The sequence below is a fragment of the Geobacillus sp. WSUCF-018B genome (genome assembly GCF_002809985.1).
Classification (GTDB): domain Bacteria; phylum Bacillota; class Bacilli; order Bacillales; family Anoxybacillaceae; genus Geobacillus; species Geobacillus thermophilus.
Genome location: NZ_PIJF01000061.1, coordinates 1 through 16,131, shown reverse-complemented (window position 1 = coordinate 16,131; position 16,131 = coordinate 1). Strand labels below are relative to the sequence as shown.

The window sequence follows — 16,131 nt, the reverse complement described above, 5'->3', positions numbered from 1 at the left end:
TCTATTCTACCAGAAAAAAGGGCGATTCTTCTATATTTGAGGCAAAAAAGTGGGGGCTGATCCCAAAACGCATTCGCGTTTTGGGTCAGCCCCTTTTTTCCTGAACGGCATGGTGTTCATTGAAGGAAGGAGACGCGTTAGGAGGGGAAGCAGGCTCGATTGCCGTTGGCTTCGTCTTTGTTTGGAAGTGCAGGCTTTTCCGATTAGGGGTATAAAAATGTTTAAAATATTCTAAATGTGATGTATAATAAAAGAAACAACATACTAACCGGTTGGTATATCGTCTGTTGAAAACGGATTCAGAAGCGGATCGAAAGGTGGGAAGATCATGAGGCTAAAAGGAAAAGCGGCGATTGTCACCGGCGGCGCGAGCGGCATCGGCCGGGCGACGGCGATTCGCTTTGCGGAAGAAGGCGCCAAAGTGGCGGTGAGCGACATCAATGAGGAAGGAGGGGAAGAAACGGTCCGCCTGATTCGGGAAAAAGGAGGGGAGGCGATTTTTGTCCAAACGGACGTAGCCGATTCCAAGCAAGTGAGCCGCCTTGTCCAAACGGCGGTTGATGCCTTTGGCGGCCTACATATTCTCTTTAACAATGCCGGCATCGGCCATTCGGAAGTGCGGAGCACCGACTTGTCTGAAGAAGAGTGGGACCGGGTCATCAACGTTAATTTGAAAGGAGTGTTCCTTGGCATCAAATACGCGGTGCCCGTGATGAAGCAATGCGGTGGCGGGGCCATTGTCAACACATCGAGCCTGCTTGGAATCAAAGGGAAAAAGTACGAATCGGCCTACAACGCCTCGAAGGCCGGGGTGATTTTGTTGACGAAAAATGCGGCATTGGAATATGGGAAGTTTAACATTCGCGTCAATGCCATTGCACCGGGGGTCATTGATACGAACATCATCACGCCGTGGAAACAAGATGAGCGCAAATGGCCGATCATTTCGAAAGCGAACGCCCTCGGCCGCATCGGGACGCCAGAGGAAGTGGCGAACGCGGTGTTGTTTTTGGCGTCCGATGAAGCGTCGTTTATCACCGGCGCGACATTGTCGGTCGACGGCGGCGGGCTGACGTTTTAGACGTCGGACGGCTGATACGGGGCAACGGATGAAAACAAAGGTCGCACAAACGAGAGGGGAGAGGAAACGATGCGTTTTGCCAATACCGTCGCTGTGATTACTGGAGGGGGAAGCGGCATTGGCCGGGCGACGGCCGTCCGCCTGGCTCAGGAAGGGGCGACTGTCGTGCTTGTCGGCCGCACAGCCGTCAAACTGGAAGAAACGGTGCAAGACATCACGCGTCTTGGGGTGCCAGGGGTGGCCGATCGGTTTGCGGCCGATGTCACGGACCGCGAACAAGTGCGCGCCTTGGCCGCATACGTCCAAAATCGGTACGGCGACTTGCATGTGCTCGTCAACAATGCCGGCATTTCGACCCATACGAAATGGCTCGAGCTCACCGAACAAGAGTGGGATGATGTGCAGCGCGTCAATATGAAAAGCGTCTTTCTTGTCTCGCAAACGCTCGCTCCGCTGATGATCGAAGGGGCAAAACGCGAGCGCGCCAATCGGGCGATTGTGAACGTAGCGTCATTGTCCGGCCATCAGGCCGGGGCGGAAATTCCGCACTACAGCGCGGCGAAAGCAGGGGTCATCAACTTGACCAAATCGCTCGCTTTGGAGCTGGCGCCGTATGGCATCCGCGTCAATTCCGTCTCGCCCGGTTTTGTCGAGACGCCGCTTACCGAGCGCGGACTGCAAAACGAGCGGTTTGTGAAAGCCATCGAGCGCAACACCGCCTTAGGCCGGGTGGGAGCGCCGGAAGAGATCGCCAACGTCATTGCGTTTCTTGCCTCTTCGGAAGCGTCGTACATGACCGGCTCTGATGTGTTGGTCGATGGCGGATGGCTCATCAAATGAAACTGAAAAGTCCAAAATGGAAAAGGAGAGGAAAGGAATATGGAAACCTCGCATTTGCTTGTGGAACAATCCGGTTCTGTATTATGGTTGACGCTGAATCGCCCGGAGCGGCTCAATGCCTTCAGCCCGGAGATGATTGCCGGACTGACGGATGAAATCGAACGCGCCGCGGCGGATGATGCCGTCCGCGTCATCGTCTTATCCGGCGCTGGGCGGGCGTTTTGCGCCGGCGGGGATGTGAAAACGATGGGTCAGTCGAGCGCCCCGCAGGCGTATGAGCATATCGGCCGACTCAACCGGCTCATTTTGGCGATGAAATCATGCGAGAAACCGATCATGGCCGCCGTGCACGGCGTGGCGGCCGGAGCTGGGTTCAATTTGGCGCTGGCTTGCGATGTGATCCTCGCGGCCGAAGACAGTCAATTCATTTTGAGCTTTGCGAAAGTCGGCCTTGTCTCCGACGGTGGCGGGTCGTATTGGCTCCCGAGGCTTGTCGGTCCGCATTTGGCGAAACAGTTTTTCTTCACCGCTGATCCGATTTCAGCCCGTCGCCTGTATGAATTGGGCGTCCTAAGCGAGGTCGTCCCAGCTGAGAAACTGCGCGAGGCGACAGAATCGTTCGCCTCGAAGCTGGCGGGTGGGCCCACGAAAGCCATCGGAAAACAAAAACGGCTGATTGAGCACGCGCTGACCGCGACACTTGAGGAGATTCTCGAAGAAGAGCGTCTCGTTCAAGGGTTGATGGTGGAAACCGAAGACCATCGCGAAGGGGTGACGGCGTTTAAAGAGAAACGGAGCCCGGTGTTCCAAGGAAAATAAGCGAGTGGCAGTGCCGAAAGAGCGTTGCGCCCTGTTTCTCCATCAGCGGGAGACAGGGCGTATTTTGTTTTCACTTCGCCTCAAATGAAACAGCCCCCCCTTTCCAAATGGGGAAAAGGGGTGGTTGGTCGGGGAGCGGTGCGATCAAACGTCAAAGCGCCCCTGCTTGATTCCGGATGGGTTCTGCGAGCAACTGATCCACGTCGTCGATCAACTCGTCAACATGGTCATACGGCGCATCCAGCTGCAGCATTTTCCGCAAGATCCTGCGGGCGTTCGAGGATAAGTCAAGTTCTTCTTCCCAGCTTTTTTCCTCGTCACTTATCGGTTCATAGGCAGAATACAATAAAAACAAGGTGAAGTGTCCAAGGGCATAGAAATCGCTTCGTGGATGCGGTTTGCGCCGCAGCCGCTTTTCCAGCGGGTCGTCATCGCGGAAATCCACCGGTTCGCCGATGCGGCAGGCCAAGCCGAAATCGATGATCGCCACCGTTCCATCGCGCCAAATGATGTTCGGGATGCGCAAATCGCGATGGACGATGCCGAAAGCATGGACGTGCCGGACGACCTCAAGCACCTTCTTTAACAATCGAAACGCCTCTTGTTCCGTGTACTTGGCTTCTAGCTTGAAAATCTGGTCTTCCACCGTTTCTCCGTCGATATACTCCATCACGAGATGCGGCTGTCCGCGCTCCACAAACCGATCATACAGCCTCGGAATTTGCGGGTGGCGCAAACGGGCAAGCAGATCCGCTTCGCGCTGAAGCAAGCGGCGGCCGTCTTCTCCTTTTGTCCGCCGCGCTTGTTTGATGACGACAAGACGGCCTGTCAGGTGATCGCACCCTTTGTAGGCGATGCCGTAGCTTCCCATCCCGAGCTCTTCGATGACTTCATAGCGGCCATGAAGTATAGTTCCGTTCCGATGCGGCCGGTCAAACCAGCGGGCGATGAGCGGATGGCGTTCGAACAAACGTTTCATCAGCTGCCGAAGAAGCTCGAGAAAAAGCTGCCGCTGTGATGTTTCTTTTTGTAATGGTGATGGCCGTACTGGGACGGGTGATGGTGCGGATAGTACTTCGGGCCGTAATGATGGTAATCGCTGCTGCTATAATGCTTTTTATAGTGCGACGAGTGATAGTGCTGCCCCAAAAGCGCCTTTAACAACTTCTTGAACATCTTGATCGCTCCTTTATGGTAGATTTATTTATATATACGGATATATATACGGAACAACAAAAAGAAGGTTTCGGATTCTTCAAAGAGATCAATCAACCGCCAGCGTTGCAGCTCCTGGCGGTTGATAGCGATTACTCTTTTTTTTCAAGCGCTTGTTTGAGCAGCTCCCCTAAACTCGTGCCAAACGATTCGTTGGCCGGGCTGTATTTTTTGAGAAGCGCCCGTTCGCTGCCTTTTGCGGCGATGCGTTTGGTCTCGTCCGCTTTTTCGACAATATTGCACGGGCGGCATTGGAAATACATCCCTGCTTTTCCTTCATGCATTTCCATGCGCCGGTGGCATTGCGGACAGCGGCGGTTCGACAGTTTCGGGTCGCGCCGGCGGCGGTAGCGGCATTGTAAGTTCGAGCAGACAAGCATCCGTCCGTCTTTCGTTTTCCGCTCTTTTAAAAGCGCGCCGCATTCTGGACACGTCAGATTCGTGAGGTTTGGCGCTTTGTATACCTGCTCGCTTTGCTTAATTTCGGCAACGAGCTGCTGCGTTTGCCGGCGGATGTTGGCCAAAAATTGTTGTGGATTTCCTTTCCCGCGGGCGATCGCCTCCAGCTCCCGCTCCCAGCGGGCGGTCAATTCCGGTGATTTCAGCTCTTCATTGACGAGCTCAATCAGCTGTTTCCCTTTTTTCGTCGGATAAAACCGTCCGTCTTTTCGCTCGACTACTTCGGTTTCAACCAGCCGTTCGATGATGTCCGCTCTTGTCGCCGGCGTGCCGAGCCCGTATTTCTCCATTTGCGCGAGCAAATCGGCTTCCGAATAACGGGCGGGCGGTTCGGTGAACGATTGTTCCCTCTCAAGCTGCACCGATGGGAGCGTCTGACCTTCTGCGAGGTGTGACAACGTCGGTTTGGCATCCGTTTCTTCTTTGCCGAGAACCGCTTTAAATCCGAAGTTCACAACCGCCGTCTCCTTGGCGACAAACATTTCGCCGCCGATGTCAAAGACAGCTGTCGTCGTTTCGGATTCATACGGCGGGAAAAACAGCGCCAAAAAGCGACGGGCGATGAGATCATACAGCTTGCGCTCATCAGTCGACAGCCTGCTAAGGTTGAGCCGCTCATCCGTTGGAACGATGGCGTGATGATCGGTCACTTTGTCATCGTTAAATACCCGCTTGGCTGCTTTGGCTTTGCCTTTGGCAAGGAGCGGAGCGATGACGTCCTCATAACCGGATTTCATCGCCAACAACCGCTCGGTCATCGTCGCTTCCATATCGCTTGGCAAATAACGCGAATCGGTGCGCGGGTACGTGACAAGCTTGTGTTGTTCGTACAGTCGCTGCAACACCGAGAGCGTCTTTTTCGCCGAAAAGCCAAACCGCTTGTTTGCGTCCCGCTGCAGTTCGGTCAAGTCATACGGCAGCGGGGCGGGCTCGCTTTTTCGTTTCCGTTTGATCGATGTGACGCGCGCCGGCTGGCCTTTGAGACGAGTCATCAGCCGGTTGGCCTCGTCTTGGTCAAACAGACGATGTCCTCCATGCCGCTCCCATACGGCCGTGATGGAACCAATCTTCGCCCGAATCGTCCAATATGGCACGGGAACGAACGATTGGATCTCGCGTTCGCGCTCGATGATCATCGCGAGCGTTGGCGTTTGCACGCGCCCGGCCGAAAGCGGATCGTTGTATTTGGTCGTCAAGGCGCGCGAGACGTTTAACCCAATCAGCCAGTCGGCTTCGGCGCGGCAGACGGCCGATTGATACAGCCGGTCAAACTGCGCCCCGGGCTTTAACTGGCGAAACCCGTCGCGGATGGCGCGGTCGGTTTGCGACGAAATCCATAGCCGCCAAATCGGCTTCGTCCAACCGATCATCTCTAAAATCCAGCGCGCCACCAGTTCCCCCTCGCGGCCCGCGTCGGTCGCGATGATGACATCTTTCACATCCGGTCGTTTCGCCAACCGTTCAATGACGCGAAACTGGTGGCTTGTTTGCCGAATGACTTTCAAGCCCATTTTCTTTGGGATGATCGGCAAGTCCTCCAGCCGCCATGTTTCGTATTTTCGGTCGTAGTCTTCCGGCATCTTCAGCTCCACTAAATGGCCGAGCGCCCAGGTGACAATGTGCTGCTTTCCTTCAAAATAATGTTTATGCGCTTGCTTGCAGCCGAGCACGCGGGCGATGTCGCGGGCGACGCTCGGCTTTTCCGCTAACACGAGCGATTTCATCGATAAACCCCTTTCTGTCGTCTCTACATGAGCACAGTCTGCTTCTTAAGTATAAAGGAAGAAGGAAAAAGACGCATCCGTCAAGGTTTGTCTCCTTGGCGGGACAAGACGCCTTGGCGTGGCGCAAAGCTGCATCTCCACACTTTCTGCACATTTGCCAAATAAAATAGTAAAATTGAAATGACACTCGGGCTTGATGGATGAGGAGAGGAATCCGTGCGAAAACTGTCATGGAAACTCGGCATGCTGTTTTTTGCCTTTGTCTTGGCCATTGAAATGGTGCTGTTCGTTTCCCTCTACGCTACGCTCGTCCATGCGCGCATCGAGGAAGAATTCGCGCAGCTTCTGGCGCGCGGAAACAGCCACCGCAATGTATTGGAAAAAAATTACGATCGAACGACGTTGGCGCATGTCGTGATGATGGAATCAGAGGCGGAAACCGATGTCGCCATTACGGACGCCCGGCGCCGGATTGTATCGGCGTCTAGCGGCATTGTTCCGTTTGCCAAGCGCCTCATTCCTTTAACGAACGGCCGCCATATTCCCCGGCGGGGAATGATGGTCGAAACCGACTGGAAGCGGGCGTCGCATATCGCTGCCGTCAGCCCGATTCAAATCGGGGGGGAAACAAGGGGATATGTGTATATGTTTCAAGACACCCGCTCGATCCGGACGATGGTGTATAAACTGAAGCATCATTTTATCGTCGTTGGCGTGCTGTCGGTGGCGATCACCGTGTTGACCATCGCCTTTTTCTCCCGCGCCATCACGATGCCGCTCCTTCGCATGAAACAGGCGACCGAGGCGCTCAGCCGGGGGGATTTTTCCGTCCGCCTCGAGATGAAAGGCAACGACGAGCTGGCGCAACTCGGGAGAGCGATTCAAACGCTGGCCAACGATTTGGCGTATTTGAAACAAGAGCGGAGCGAATTTTTAGCGAGCATCTCTCATGAATTGCGCACGCCGCTGACGTATGTGAAAGGATACGCCGACATTGCTAGGCGTCCGCATCTGTCTGAGGAGCAGCGGGCGAACTATATGGCGATCATTTACGAAGAAGCGGAAAAGATTGAAAAGATGGTCAAAGATTTGTTTGAATTAGCCAAACTGGAGCAACACTCGTTCCAGATTGAAAAGCAGCCGACGAATCTTTGTTCGTTTTTGACAAAATTGTGTGAAAAACTGCGCCCCGCGTTTCAGGAAAAATCGCTGTCGCTTGTGTGCCAGTGCCCCGGTTCGGTCATGGCCGCGATCGATCGGCAGCGGTTCGAGCAAGTGATGATCAACGTGCTTGACAATGCACGAAAGTACGCGTTTTCCGGCACGACGGTGGCCGTCGCCGTTCACCTTCAAAAGCAAGGAATCGTCATTGCCGTGTCCGATGAAGGAACCGGCATTCCGCCGGAAGATGTGCCCCGGATTTTCGAGCGGTTTTACCGGGTTGACAAATCGCGGTCGCGGACAAGCGGCGGGACCGGACTCGGTTTGGCGATTGCCAAAGAAATCGTCGAGGCGCACGGGGGAACGATCGCCGCTAGAAGCGAACAAGGAAAAGGAACGACCATCCTCATTACGCTGCCGGAGGGATAACGATGTATACCTTGCTGTTGGTTGATGATGAAGAGCGGATGCTCGATTTATTGGAATTGTATTTAGCGCCGAACGGCTACCGTTGCGTGAAACGGCGTTCAGGGGCGGAAGCCATTGACTATTTGCGGCGCCATCACGCCGATTTGGTGCTGCTTGATGTCATGATGCCAGAACTCGACGGATGGGAAACGTGCCGCCGCATTCGATCGTTTTCGAATGTGCCGATCATGATGGTCACCGCTCGCGATGAGACGGCGGATATTGTCCAAGGATTGAAAATCGGAGCGGACGATTATGTGACGAAACCGTTTGACGAGGCGGAACTGCTTGCTCGCATTGAAGCGGTGCTGCGCCGTACAGCTGGCGGTCGTTCCGCCATTCGCGCGGCCGGGCTTGTATGGGACGAAGAGGAACATACGGTCCGCTACGAAGATAAGCCGATTGCGTTGACGCCGAAAGAATTTGCCATTTTGGGGCTGCTGTTAAAGCACCCGAATCAGGTGTTCAGCCGCGGGCAAATCATCGCATCGCTATGGGGCTATCTCGCTGATACGGAAGAGAGGACCGTTGACTCCCACATGAAAAACATCCGCGAAAAATTGCGGAAAGCGGGGTTCCCAGTGGACGAATATTTGCAGACGGTCTGGGGCGTCGGCTACAAATGGGAAGGGCGCAAGTCATAACCATTTTCGGAAAGAGAGGCGTTTGGGTCAAATGGAAGAGCGGTGACGTTCGTTGCTGCCATCGGCCGCACGTCTCTTTCTGTGTTTGCAACGGCTAGCTCGCTCGGCAAGCTCCCGGCTTTATGGATGGAAGCGTATGCCGTCCATCAATTCCTCGAGGCCGCCTGGGCGGGCAAACTGATGCTCGCTGTTGCATCGATCGTTCTTTTGTGGTTCGTCTGGCGAAAGATAGGGCAAAAAGCAGCGGGGTGAAACAGCCCCCGCCCGAAAGGACAGTCAGCCTAGGCGCCATACGGCCTTTAGCGGCAAATCCAAGGCCATCTCCACAAAATCTGCACAAATGTCCGGTATGCTAACAAGGCAAGGAGGGTGAAAACGATGAAAAACTGGAAAATGTTATTGGGAACAACTTCAGTTATGGCAGCGCTCTTGTTATCGGCCTGCACCGGTGCCAACGACAACAAAGCGCCAAAGGAACATACAGCTTCTCACACCGGGCATGAAGGAATGAATCACTCGGGCTCCAAAGAGGTGCCGGCCGGATTGAAGGAGGCGAAACAACCAAAGTATCCGGTTGGAAGCCAAGTCATCATCCATGCCGACCATATGCCGGGAATGGATGGAGCCAAGGCGACTGTCACCGGTGCCTTTGACACGATCGTCTATACGGTCACATACACCCCAACTACAGGCGGGGACCCAGTGAAAAACCATAAATGGGTCATTCACGAAGAAATCGAAAACGCCGGAGACAAACCGTTCCAGCCGGGCGATGAAGTCGTCTTGAATGCCGATCACATGGAAGGGATGAAAGGGGCCAAAGCAGTCATTGATTCGGCGAAACAAACGACGGTGTATATGGTCGATTACATCGATACGGAAACTGGTCAAAAAGTGACCAACCACAAATGGGTGACCGAAGACGAGCTGTCGCCGGCCAACTAACGAATCATCATCGGTGTTTCCGCAAAACGCGCAGCCATTTCCCTTGGAGCATAGGGGAATGGCTTGTTTTTTTCGGCTCATTTGTGAAAATTGTGGTATAATTATACGAAAATCCCCTATTTTTTCAAAAAATAGACAATATAGGCGGCTTCGCCTGAGTCTTACGGAGCGATCGGGAAAACGGGAGAAAGAAAGGGAGAAACGATGCGGAGATTTTGGTTGGGAGTTATGTGGTTTTCAGTGGTTTGGGTGCTTTACGGCATCGGAGCGGCAGGGCATCACTTATGGACGGAACACCGGATGGACGGACAGGCGCTGATTCTCGCGCTCGGCATGGCGACCATGGCCTGGCGGGCATGGGACGAATATCGTGGGAACGGTTGGACACGAAAAAAGGAAGACGGGCGCCGTCTATGATGGAAGGACGCCCGTCTCTAGCTGTCGCCCGAGCGAAAAGAGGCGGTTTGGTTACGCCGTTCGCCCGGGCGCTTTTGTTGCTTGATGCTGCTTTTCTTTGACAGTGGAATAGATGAATAAGAGAACCAAGACGGCCACGCAGAGAAGCGAACCGATTCGATGCTCTCTTTGAAGCAAAAAGCCAAGCCAAATCGCCCCGAGCGCCCCGACCGCCGCCATCGTTGTGTACGGAAACCCTTTCGTTCGGAAAAACGGCTTCGTTTTGTAGTGCGGCCGCAGCTTCAGCTGAGCGGCGCCGATCATCATCCAAACGATGAGCACGGTAAACCCAGGAATCGTCATCAATTCCCCGATGATCCGCCCGGGCGTCAAGTAGGCGCCGATCACGCCAGCGGCGATGCAGATGGCGACCATGCCCATCCCGTACAGCGGAACCCCGTGTTTCGTCGTCCGCTGCAAGCGGCGGCTTGCTTCTCCTTGTTCAGCCATGGTGTACAGCAACCGAGAAGTCGCATAGACGCCTGTATTGGCCGCCGATAAGACGGCAATGAGCAACACCGCGTTCATGACATGGGCCGCGCCGGGCAACCCGATCGCTTCCAACACTTGGACAAAGGGGCTGTTCGTTTCCGAAACGGTGTTCCATGGCATAATGCCGCAAATGATGGCCATTGGCAAAAGATAAAAGCCGACAACCCGCCAGATTGTGGTGCGAATGACGCGCGGCAGCACCTGCTCGGCGTCTTTCATCTCCGTCACCGCCACCCCGATCAGCTCCGCTCCTCCATAGGAAAACATCACGATAAGCAAGGCGCTGAGCGTTCCGGCAAACCCGTGCGGAAACCATCCGCCGTCGCTGGTAGACGGAAACGAGCCGCTTATGCCGCTTGGGATCGCGCCAGCCCATACGCCCGCCCCGAGCACGATAAACACCACTAGCGCCGCCACTTTCAGGCCGGCCAGCCAAAATTCCGCTTCCCCGTAATACTTCACAGGGAAAAGATTCAACCCCATGATCAGACACGCGCACAGGAGGGCAAGCAGCCATAACGGCGCAGACGGAACCCAATAGTTCAGAAAGCTGCCGGCAGCCAGCAGTTCGACAACAGTGACCAACGTCCAATTGATCCAATACAGCCAGCCGACGATCCATGACAGGCGAAAGCCAAACGCCCGGCGGATCAAATGTTGAACGTTCGAACCCGGATACGCGATCGCCATCTCGGCCAGTGCAGCCATAATCCAAAACAACAGCACGCCGCCGATCAAGTACGTGAGCACGACGCTTGGTCCAGCGATATGAATGGCCTCGGCGCTTCCTTTAAAAATGCCGGTGCCGATCATCCCTCCTAACGCGATCAGCTGAACGTGGCGGGGCAATAGTCCTTTTTGCAGCTGAGGACGGGATTGTTCCATGTTGACAACAACCTTTCTGCTCTAATGTTGATTCATAGATGTGCTTTTTTGCTTTTATGCGGTTAAGCAAAAAAGATAATTTCAGAATATAATAGTTCAGTTGTTCTGTCAACGATTGTCGAAAAAAGGCATCACCAACATGGAAATGTTTTGTTATACTGGAAACAGAAATGATGTGCAAAAAGGAGATTAAGAGAATGCTTCCTCATAGAGGCAAACCCATTTCATCAAAAGCGGTCACCGTGTGGCGTCTCACGGGGGCGCTTGTGGCATTGGCTTCCGGTGTGGCGATCGGGGGAATCATATGGCTGCTCTCGCAGTTCCATGCTCCTCCTTGGCTATTGATAGTGTTGGCCGGCGTTTGGATGGTGCAAGCCATTGTATGGGTCGTCTGGCTCCCGCCGTTGCGCCAAAGACGTTGGCGCTATGACATTCGTGAAGAAGAGATTGACATTCAGCGAGGAGTCTGGTCTACGAGACGGACTTTGATCCCGATGGCTCGCGTTCAGTACGTCGATGTGCGGCAAGGTCCGCTTCTCAAGCGGTACGGGTTGGCTTCCATTGCGGTGTTCACAGCGGCGGCCGCTCATGAAATTCCCGCTCTTCCGATGGAAGAAGCAGAACGGCTTTGCCGCTTGATTGCCGAGTGGGCGAAGGTGGTGGATGAAGATGACGCCTAGACGCCGCCTTCATCCCGTTGCGATTATGGCGGGAGTCGGAAAAGAACTGAAAAACATGGTCGTTCCGCTCCTTGTGATCATGGTGGCGGGCAGTCTGAACCGCTTCTCTTGGCGGGATTTCATCGTGCCGCTGGCGGCTGTCGTATACACGGTGGTGATGGGGGTTCTGTCTTGGCTCCGCTTTACCTACGCTTGGGATGAAGACCGCTTGCTCGTGGAGGAAGGCGTGTTTGTCCGCAAAAGACGTTCGATTCCGTTCGAGCGCATCCATGGGATTTCAGTGACAGAGGGGATATGGCAACGGATGGCGGGAGTGGTTCAAGTACATGTTGAGGCGGCGGGTGATGCCCTCGGTGAAGCAGAAGTGACGCTTCGGGCCATATCAAAGGAAGAAGCCCGCTGCCTGCAACGATGCGTGGAACAGGCGAAACACAAGGTGGGAGCCGCCGCCCATCCAGAACCATCCGCGAACCGTCCACATCGTGCTCTGTTTGCCTTATCGGCAAAAGAAATAGGGGTGGCTTCGTTGACAAGCGGTGGAGCGCTTGGCGTGGTTGCCGCTTTATGTGGGTTTTTGTCGCAATTAGGCGACTTCATTCCATATGAGGCGCTGATCCGCGATCTTCAGTCGACATGGAACGGACATGGACGATTGCTTATTGCCCTATTCATCCTGTCGCTTCTCTTGGCCGCTTATGGAGTAGCTATCGTACAAAACATGATCCGGTACGCTTCGTTTGTCGTGCGGAAACAAGAAGACACGATTGTGATTGCTCGCGGATGGCTGGAACGAAAAGCGGTGTCCGTCCCAGTTGCCCGCGTCCAAGGCATCGTGATTCATGAGAATTGGCTGCGCCGTTTGTTTGGCTACGCCTCTGTGTCTTTGATTCATGCTGGGGGGGAGGCTCGATGGCGGCGGAACAGGGGATGTTGTTCTTTGTCCGCTTGTGGAAAAGAGGAGAGTTGCGTCGATCATGCAAGCTTGTTTGCCCGAGTACGACCTCGGCGTTTCCTTTTCTCCATTGCCCAAGCGCGCGAAACGCCGTTACATGCTTCGTCCGCTTGTTTGGCTCGTGATTCCCGCCATCTTGGCGGCATATATAGAACGCCCATGGGGGGCGGCTGTGTTGTTGGTGCTGCCGCTCGGGGCATGGATCGGCATCCGCCGCTTTCAAATCGCAGGATGGGCGCTTTCGTCGAAGCAGCTCGCGCTTCGAAGCGGGTGGTTTCGGCAAACGACGACGTATGTCTTGAAACGTCACGTTCAATCGCTTGAAACATCAGCGACGTGGTGGCAAAAGCGAAAACGGCTGGCGACCATTTCCGTTGCCGTCATGCCGCTTGGCGCCCGCGCCCGCGTCGTCGATGCGGATGAAGCGGATGCGGCTTCGGTCTATCGCTGGCTGCAAGGGGAAAGGAGGAAGCAAACATGATGAGAGCCTCTTTTCATGGGATCATCCTTGCGTTTGGGCTCATTTTGCCGCTGGGGGTGCAAAACGTGTTCGACAGATGAAATCTGCGAACATTCCTTGATGCCGCAGTATTCTCGTTAAAGCTCTCTAAACCGACCCCGTGAGACATCAAAAGACTTTCTGCATGTAGGAGAATGGGCTGTTTTTCACGAACAAATGATCTGGTACAATGAAGAAGAAAATGGAGAAAAGAAAGGGAAAGGGTATGTCAACAGGGCGTGAATCCCGCGGACGGATCATTTTTCATATCGACTGCAACTCGTTTTTCGCCAGTTGCGAGATTGCCCGCGACCCGTCGCTTCGGGGAAGGCCGGTCGTTGTGGCGGGGGATCCAAAAGAGCGGAGGGGGATCGTGCTGGCGGCCAGTTATGCGGCGAAACAGCAGTTTGGCATCTATACGACGATGTCGCTTACAGAAGCGAAGAAGCGCTGTCCGTCGCTCGTTGTGCGCTCGCCGGATTTTGCCTTTTATCGTGAGATGAGCCACCGCTTATTCCAATGGCTCGAGCGTTTCTCTCCTGTGTTGGAGCGCGCCTCGATCGATGAAGGCTATTTGGACATGACGGGCTGGGCGTCAACCGCTCATCCGCTGGTTGTGGCCCGTCAGATTCAGCATGGGCTGTTGAGGCAGCTGTCCATTCCGGTGAGCATCGGAATCGCCCCGAATAAGTTTTTGGCCAAAATGGCAAGCGAGATGAAAAAGCCGCTCGGCATCACGGTGCTGCGCAAACGCGACGTCCCGCATGTCCTTTGGCCGCTTCCGGCTGAACAGATGCATGGTGTTGGCGACAAAACCGCCAAGAAACTGCAGGCTCTAGGCATGCGTACGATCGGCGATATCGCGAACGCCGACCGGGCGCTTCTTGAGCAGGCGTTTGGCGTCTATGGCCTGCGTCTTTACGAGCGGGCGAATGGCATCGACCCGCGCCCGGTTGATCCAGCAGCGGCGGAGAAATGGAAATCAGTCGGGAACTCAACGACGCTGCCGCGCGATGTGGACGACGAACAAGAACTGCGGGCCGTTTTGCGCAAGCTGGCCGAATCTGTCAGCGCGCGGATGAAACAAAAGCGGGGTGTCTCGCGGACTGTCCAGTTGACGATCCGCTACCACGATTTTCATACAATCACCCGCAGCCAAACCGAGGCGGCGCCGTTGCAAACGGCGGACGACCTCTTTTTGACGGCGGCGCGGCTGTTGAAAAAGCATTGGGACGGACGCCCAGTGCGGCTTCTTGGCGTTGCCGCACTTCATGTGTTTGACGAACGGGAAGAAGGAAAGCAGCTCGATTTGTTTCATTATGAAGAGGAAGTAAAAATGGAAGAACTTTGGAAGACCATCGAACAGCTGCGGACCAAATTCGGCGATCGCGTCCTTCGAACAGGCGCTGAGCTGATGCGCAGTGTCCATTCTGTGCGGGAAAACAGTGATGTTTGAATCCAAAGCGAAGAGGCGGGAATACTCCCGCCTCTTCGCTATTGAGATGTTTTCGTCTTTTTGAATAGCGACCATAATCCCCATTTTGACGGTTTCCCTTCCCTCATAAAAGAGTCTTCTCCATGAATGATGGCGTCTTCTTGGATCAAAACAGAGGCGGAAGGAAGGAATGCCGCCACTTCATAGGTTTCGGAATCTGATTGCTGCCCGTCGGCTGAAATGTCGGATGCCGATGTTGGATCTTGCGTCACCGCCTCTTGGCCGCCGGGAGAAACTAGAGATTCCTGCTTCTCTTTGATTTCCATGTTTGGGTCTGTTTTGTTAGGTCGTTCATCCTCGTTTTTTAACGGGTCCGCTGCTTTATGAGTGCTTTCAAACCTTACTTCATCTGTCTGTGTAAACAACTGGTGGTCCTTTTTCTGTTCCAGCCTTGAAGCGTCTGAGCGTTTTCCTGGATTTGGATCAGTATGATCGTTCTGAACGCTGATATTCAATCGATTGTCCTCATCCTCTGCAGGTGGTGATGAATGCTGAAATGGGAGGCGGTGATGGGAAGACGGATGTTCCATTCGGACGCGTTTGATTGGGATCGATTTTTGCGAATATAGATGGGATGCATGTGTTTCTTTGCGTTTCACAGGTGAGACGACAATGGGTTGGTTATTTCCATCCATAAAATCCTGTAATTTCAAAAAACTGTTGGTGAATGACGGCATCTTTCCCGTTTGCATGTTTGTTGAAAAGGGTTTAGCTGATTGGATCGGTAATGTTGCTGGTTCTTTCGATTTCTCATCAGAGGATGCCGTTAACCGCTCCATGAGTTGGGACAGCATCTCCTTCAATTCCATTGTATCGTCATTTGGCGATTCCTTGGGTGGATCATTCCGCGATCGGGTTAAATCGGCGATTTGGTTCGAGAGATGTTTGATCTCACTGGCAAAACTCGTGACCTTTTCCATCATCAACTCCAGCTCCATTTGTTGGGTGAAAATATGTTTTTGCAGCATCAATGAGTCTTTTTGTCTTTCTAAATCCATTTTTGACAGTTTTTCTTCTGTTTCTTGAACCCGAGTTCGACAGTCACTAGGCAAACAAAATGCCTCTCGCCCCTTGATACAAAAGGGATCGGAGGCATTTGGGCACACTTCGGGCGTGTATCTAGGCGCGAGGGTGGATGCCTAGAATCTTTGGAGGAGGCTCCAGCCCTAGAGCCGTAAAGAGTTGCGCTTGTTTGGCCGTCAGCTCGGTTCGTTGATAAAGGTCGCCGTTTTTGGAAGAAAAATGTCCAAGCATAAGACGCTCACATTCGTCTCTTACGTTCGGCCACGATTCATGAGTCCGGATCTCTACGATCC

The 16,131-nt window shown here is 54.0% G+C and carries 15 protein-coding genes and 3 pseudogenes; 12 read left to right on the top strand and 6 right to left on the bottom strand.

Features of this window, described 5'->3' with window-relative positions:
- Window positions 1-328 precede the first annotated feature (328 nt).
- From CV944_RS14730 to CV944_RS14720, 3 genes are all read left to right on the top strand, one after another.
- On the top strand, window positions 329-1,081 hold the full coding sequence (locus CV944_RS14730) for an SDR family NAD(P)-dependent oxidoreductase (protein ID WP_011231178.1): 753 nt from the start codon (window positions 329-331) through the stop codon (window positions 1,079-1,081).
- A gap of 69 nt (window positions 1,082-1,150) precedes the next feature.
- Window positions 1,151-1,921 carry an SDR family NAD(P)-dependent oxidoreductase gene (locus tag CV944_RS14725; RefSeq protein WP_014195784.1) on the top strand — a complete coding sequence of 257 codons (771 nt, stop codon included), beginning with the start codon at window positions 1,151-1,153 and terminating at the stop codon, window positions 1,919-1,921.
- 39 nt (window positions 1,922-1,960) lie between these two features.
- Entirely contained in the window at window positions 1,961-2,740 is a 780-nt protein-coding gene (locus tag CV944_RS14720) for an enoyl-CoA hydratase/isomerase family protein (protein WP_023634674.1), read from the top strand.
- A gap of 151 nt (window positions 2,741-2,891) precedes the next feature.
- Here the strand turns inward: CV944_RS14720 and CV944_RS14715 are convergent, their stop codons facing one another.
- From CV944_RS14715 to CV944_RS14705, 3 genes are all read right to left on the bottom strand, one after another.
- The gene (locus CV944_RS14715) at window positions 2,892-3,719 is read right to left on the bottom strand and encodes a serine/threonine protein kinase (RefSeq protein WP_100664440.1); all 828 of its coding nucleotides are present in this window, start codon (window positions 3,717-3,719) and stop codon (window positions 2,892-2,894) included.
- Window positions 3,719-3,916, bottom strand: coding sequence for a hypothetical protein (locus CV944_RS14710; RefSeq protein WP_033010164.1), 198 nt, complete (start codon window positions 3,914-3,916; stop codon window positions 3,719-3,721). The genes CV944_RS14715 and CV944_RS14710 overlap by 1 nt, the downstream gene beginning before the upstream one ends.
- Before the next feature lie 131 nt (window positions 3,917-4,047).
- Entirely contained in the window at window positions 4,048-6,138 is a 2,091-nt protein-coding gene (locus CV944_RS14705; protein WP_100664439.1) for a DNA topoisomerase III, read from the bottom strand.
- 216 nt (window positions 6,139-6,354) lie between these two features.
- Between CV944_RS14705 and CV944_RS14700 the strand changes: the two genes are divergently transcribed.
- The 5 genes from CV944_RS14700 to CV944_RS14680 all read left to right on the top strand — a co-directional run bounded on the left by CV944_RS14700 (window position 6,355) and on the right by CV944_RS14680 (window position 9,773).
- The gene (locus CV944_RS14700; protein WP_100664438.1) at window positions 6,355-7,728 is read left to right on the top strand and encodes a sensor histidine kinase; all 1,374 of its coding nucleotides are present in this window, start codon (window positions 6,355-6,357) and stop codon (window positions 7,726-7,728) included.
- A gap of 2 nt (window positions 7,729-7,730) precedes the next feature.
- The gene (locus CV944_RS14695; RefSeq protein WP_014195790.1) at window positions 7,731-8,411 is read left to right on the top strand and encodes a response regulator transcription factor; all 681 of its coding nucleotides are present in this window, start codon (window positions 7,731-7,733) and stop codon (window positions 8,409-8,411) included.
- A gap of 42 nt (window positions 8,412-8,453) precedes the next feature.
- A complete protein-coding gene (locus CV944_RS14690; RefSeq protein WP_233205020.1) occupies window positions 8,454-8,663 on the top strand; it encodes a hypothetical protein in 210 nt (69 codons plus the stop codon).
- 126 nt (window positions 8,664-8,789) lie between these two features.
- A complete protein-coding gene (locus CV944_RS14685) occupies window positions 8,790-9,356 on the top strand; it encodes a YdhK family protein (RefSeq protein WP_011231187.1) in 567 nt (188 codons plus the stop codon).
- Window positions 9,357-9,584: 228 nt separating this feature from the next.
- Window positions 9,585-9,773, top strand: a complete 189-nt coding sequence (locus tag CV944_RS14680) for a hypothetical protein (protein WP_231847818.1) — start codon at window positions 9,585-9,587, stop codon at window positions 9,771-9,773.
- 51 nt (window positions 9,774-9,824) lie between these two features.
- Here the strand turns inward: CV944_RS14680 and CV944_RS14675 are convergent, their stop codons facing one another.
- Entirely contained in the window at window positions 9,825-11,189 is a 1,365-nt protein-coding gene (locus tag CV944_RS14675) for an amino acid permease (protein ID WP_100664437.1), read from the bottom strand.
- 197 nt (window positions 11,190-11,386) lie between these two features.
- On the opposite strand from CV944_RS14675, the gene CV944_RS14670 reads away from it, so the two are divergent.
- The 4 genes and pseudogenes from CV944_RS14670 to CV944_RS14655 all read left to right on the top strand — a co-directional run bounded on the left by CV944_RS14670 (window position 11,387) and on the right by CV944_RS14655 (window position 14,776).
- Window positions 11,387-11,869: a PH domain-containing protein gene (locus CV944_RS14670; protein WP_100664436.1), complete on the top strand. Its 483-nt coding sequence runs from the start codon at window positions 11,387-11,389 to the stop codon at window positions 11,867-11,869.
- A pseudogene (locus CV944_RS14665) lies at window positions 11,859-13,302 on the top strand (PH domain-containing protein). Before CV944_RS14670 ends, CV944_RS14665 begins: the two are co-directional and overlap by 11 nt.
- Window positions 13,302-13,373: pseudogene (locus CV944_RS17720) on the top strand (LysE/ArgO family amino acid transporter); the annotation flags it as partial. The pseudogenes CV944_RS14665 and CV944_RS17720, both read left to right, overlap by 1 nt.
- Before the next feature lie 173 nt (window positions 13,374-13,546).
- Window positions 13,547-14,776: a DNA polymerase IV gene (locus tag CV944_RS14655; RefSeq protein WP_100664435.1), complete on the top strand. Its 1,230-nt coding sequence runs from the start codon at window positions 13,547-13,549 to the stop codon at window positions 14,774-14,776.
- 38 nt (window positions 14,777-14,814) lie between these two features.
- Here the strand turns inward: CV944_RS14655 and CV944_RS14650 are convergent, their stop codons facing one another.
- Both CV944_RS14650 and CV944_RS17715 read right to left on the bottom strand, forming a co-directional pair.
- Window positions 14,815-15,867, bottom strand: coding sequence for a hypothetical protein (locus CV944_RS14650; protein WP_233205019.1), 1,053 nt, complete (start codon window positions 15,865-15,867; stop codon window positions 14,815-14,817).
- Window positions 15,868-15,934: 67 nt separating this feature from the next.
- Window positions 15,935-16,131: pseudogene (locus CV944_RS17715) on the bottom strand (IS1634 family transposase); the annotation flags it as partial.

Excerpts from the sequence above, each read along its gene's own strand:
- CV944_RS14680 (WP_231847818.1), top strand. The coding sequence starts at position 9,585 with ATGTGGTTTTCAGTGGTTTGGGTGCTTTACGGCATCGGAGCGGCAGGG.
- CV944_RS14720 (WP_023634674.1), top strand. The coding sequence starts at position 1,961 with ATGGAAACCTCGCATTTGCTTGTGGAACAATCCGGTTCTGTATTATGG.
- CV944_RS14695 (WP_014195790.1), top strand. The coding sequence starts at position 7,731 with ATGTATACCTTGCTGTTGGTTGATGATGAAGAGCGGATGCTCGATTTA.
- CV944_RS14705 (WP_100664439.1), bottom strand. The coding sequence starts at position 6,138 with ATGAAATCGCTCGTGTTAGCGGAAAAGCCGAGCGTCGCCCGCGACATC.
- CV944_RS14670 (WP_100664436.1), top strand. The coding sequence starts at position 11,387 with ATGCTTCCTCATAGAGGCAAACCCATTTCATCAAAAGCGGTCACCGTG.
- CV944_RS14685 (WP_011231187.1), top strand. The coding sequence starts at position 8,790 with ATGAAAAACTGGAAAATGTTATTGGGAACAACTTCAGTTATGGCAGCG.
- CV944_RS14655 (WP_100664435.1), top strand. The coding sequence starts at position 13,547 with ATGTCAACAGGGCGTGAATCCCGCGGACGGATCATTTTTCATATCGAC.
- CV944_RS14725 (WP_014195784.1), top strand. The coding sequence starts at position 1,151 with ATGCGTTTTGCCAATACCGTCGCTGTGATTACTGGAGGGGGAAGCGGC.
- CV944_RS14730 (WP_011231178.1), top strand. The coding sequence starts at position 329 with ATGAGGCTAAAAGGAAAAGCGGCGATTGTCACCGGCGGCGCGAGCGGC.
- CV944_RS14710 (WP_033010164.1), bottom strand. The coding sequence starts at position 3,916 with ATGTTCAAGAAGTTGTTAAAGGCGCTTTTGGGGCAGCACTATCACTCG.
- CV944_RS14715 (WP_100664440.1), bottom strand. The coding sequence starts at position 3,719 with ATGAAACGTTTGTTCGAACGCCATCCGCTCATCGCCCGCTGGTTTGAC.
- CV944_RS14675 (WP_100664437.1), bottom strand. The coding sequence starts at position 11,189 with ATGGAACAATCCCGTCCTCAGCTGCAAAAAGGACTATTGCCCCGCCAC.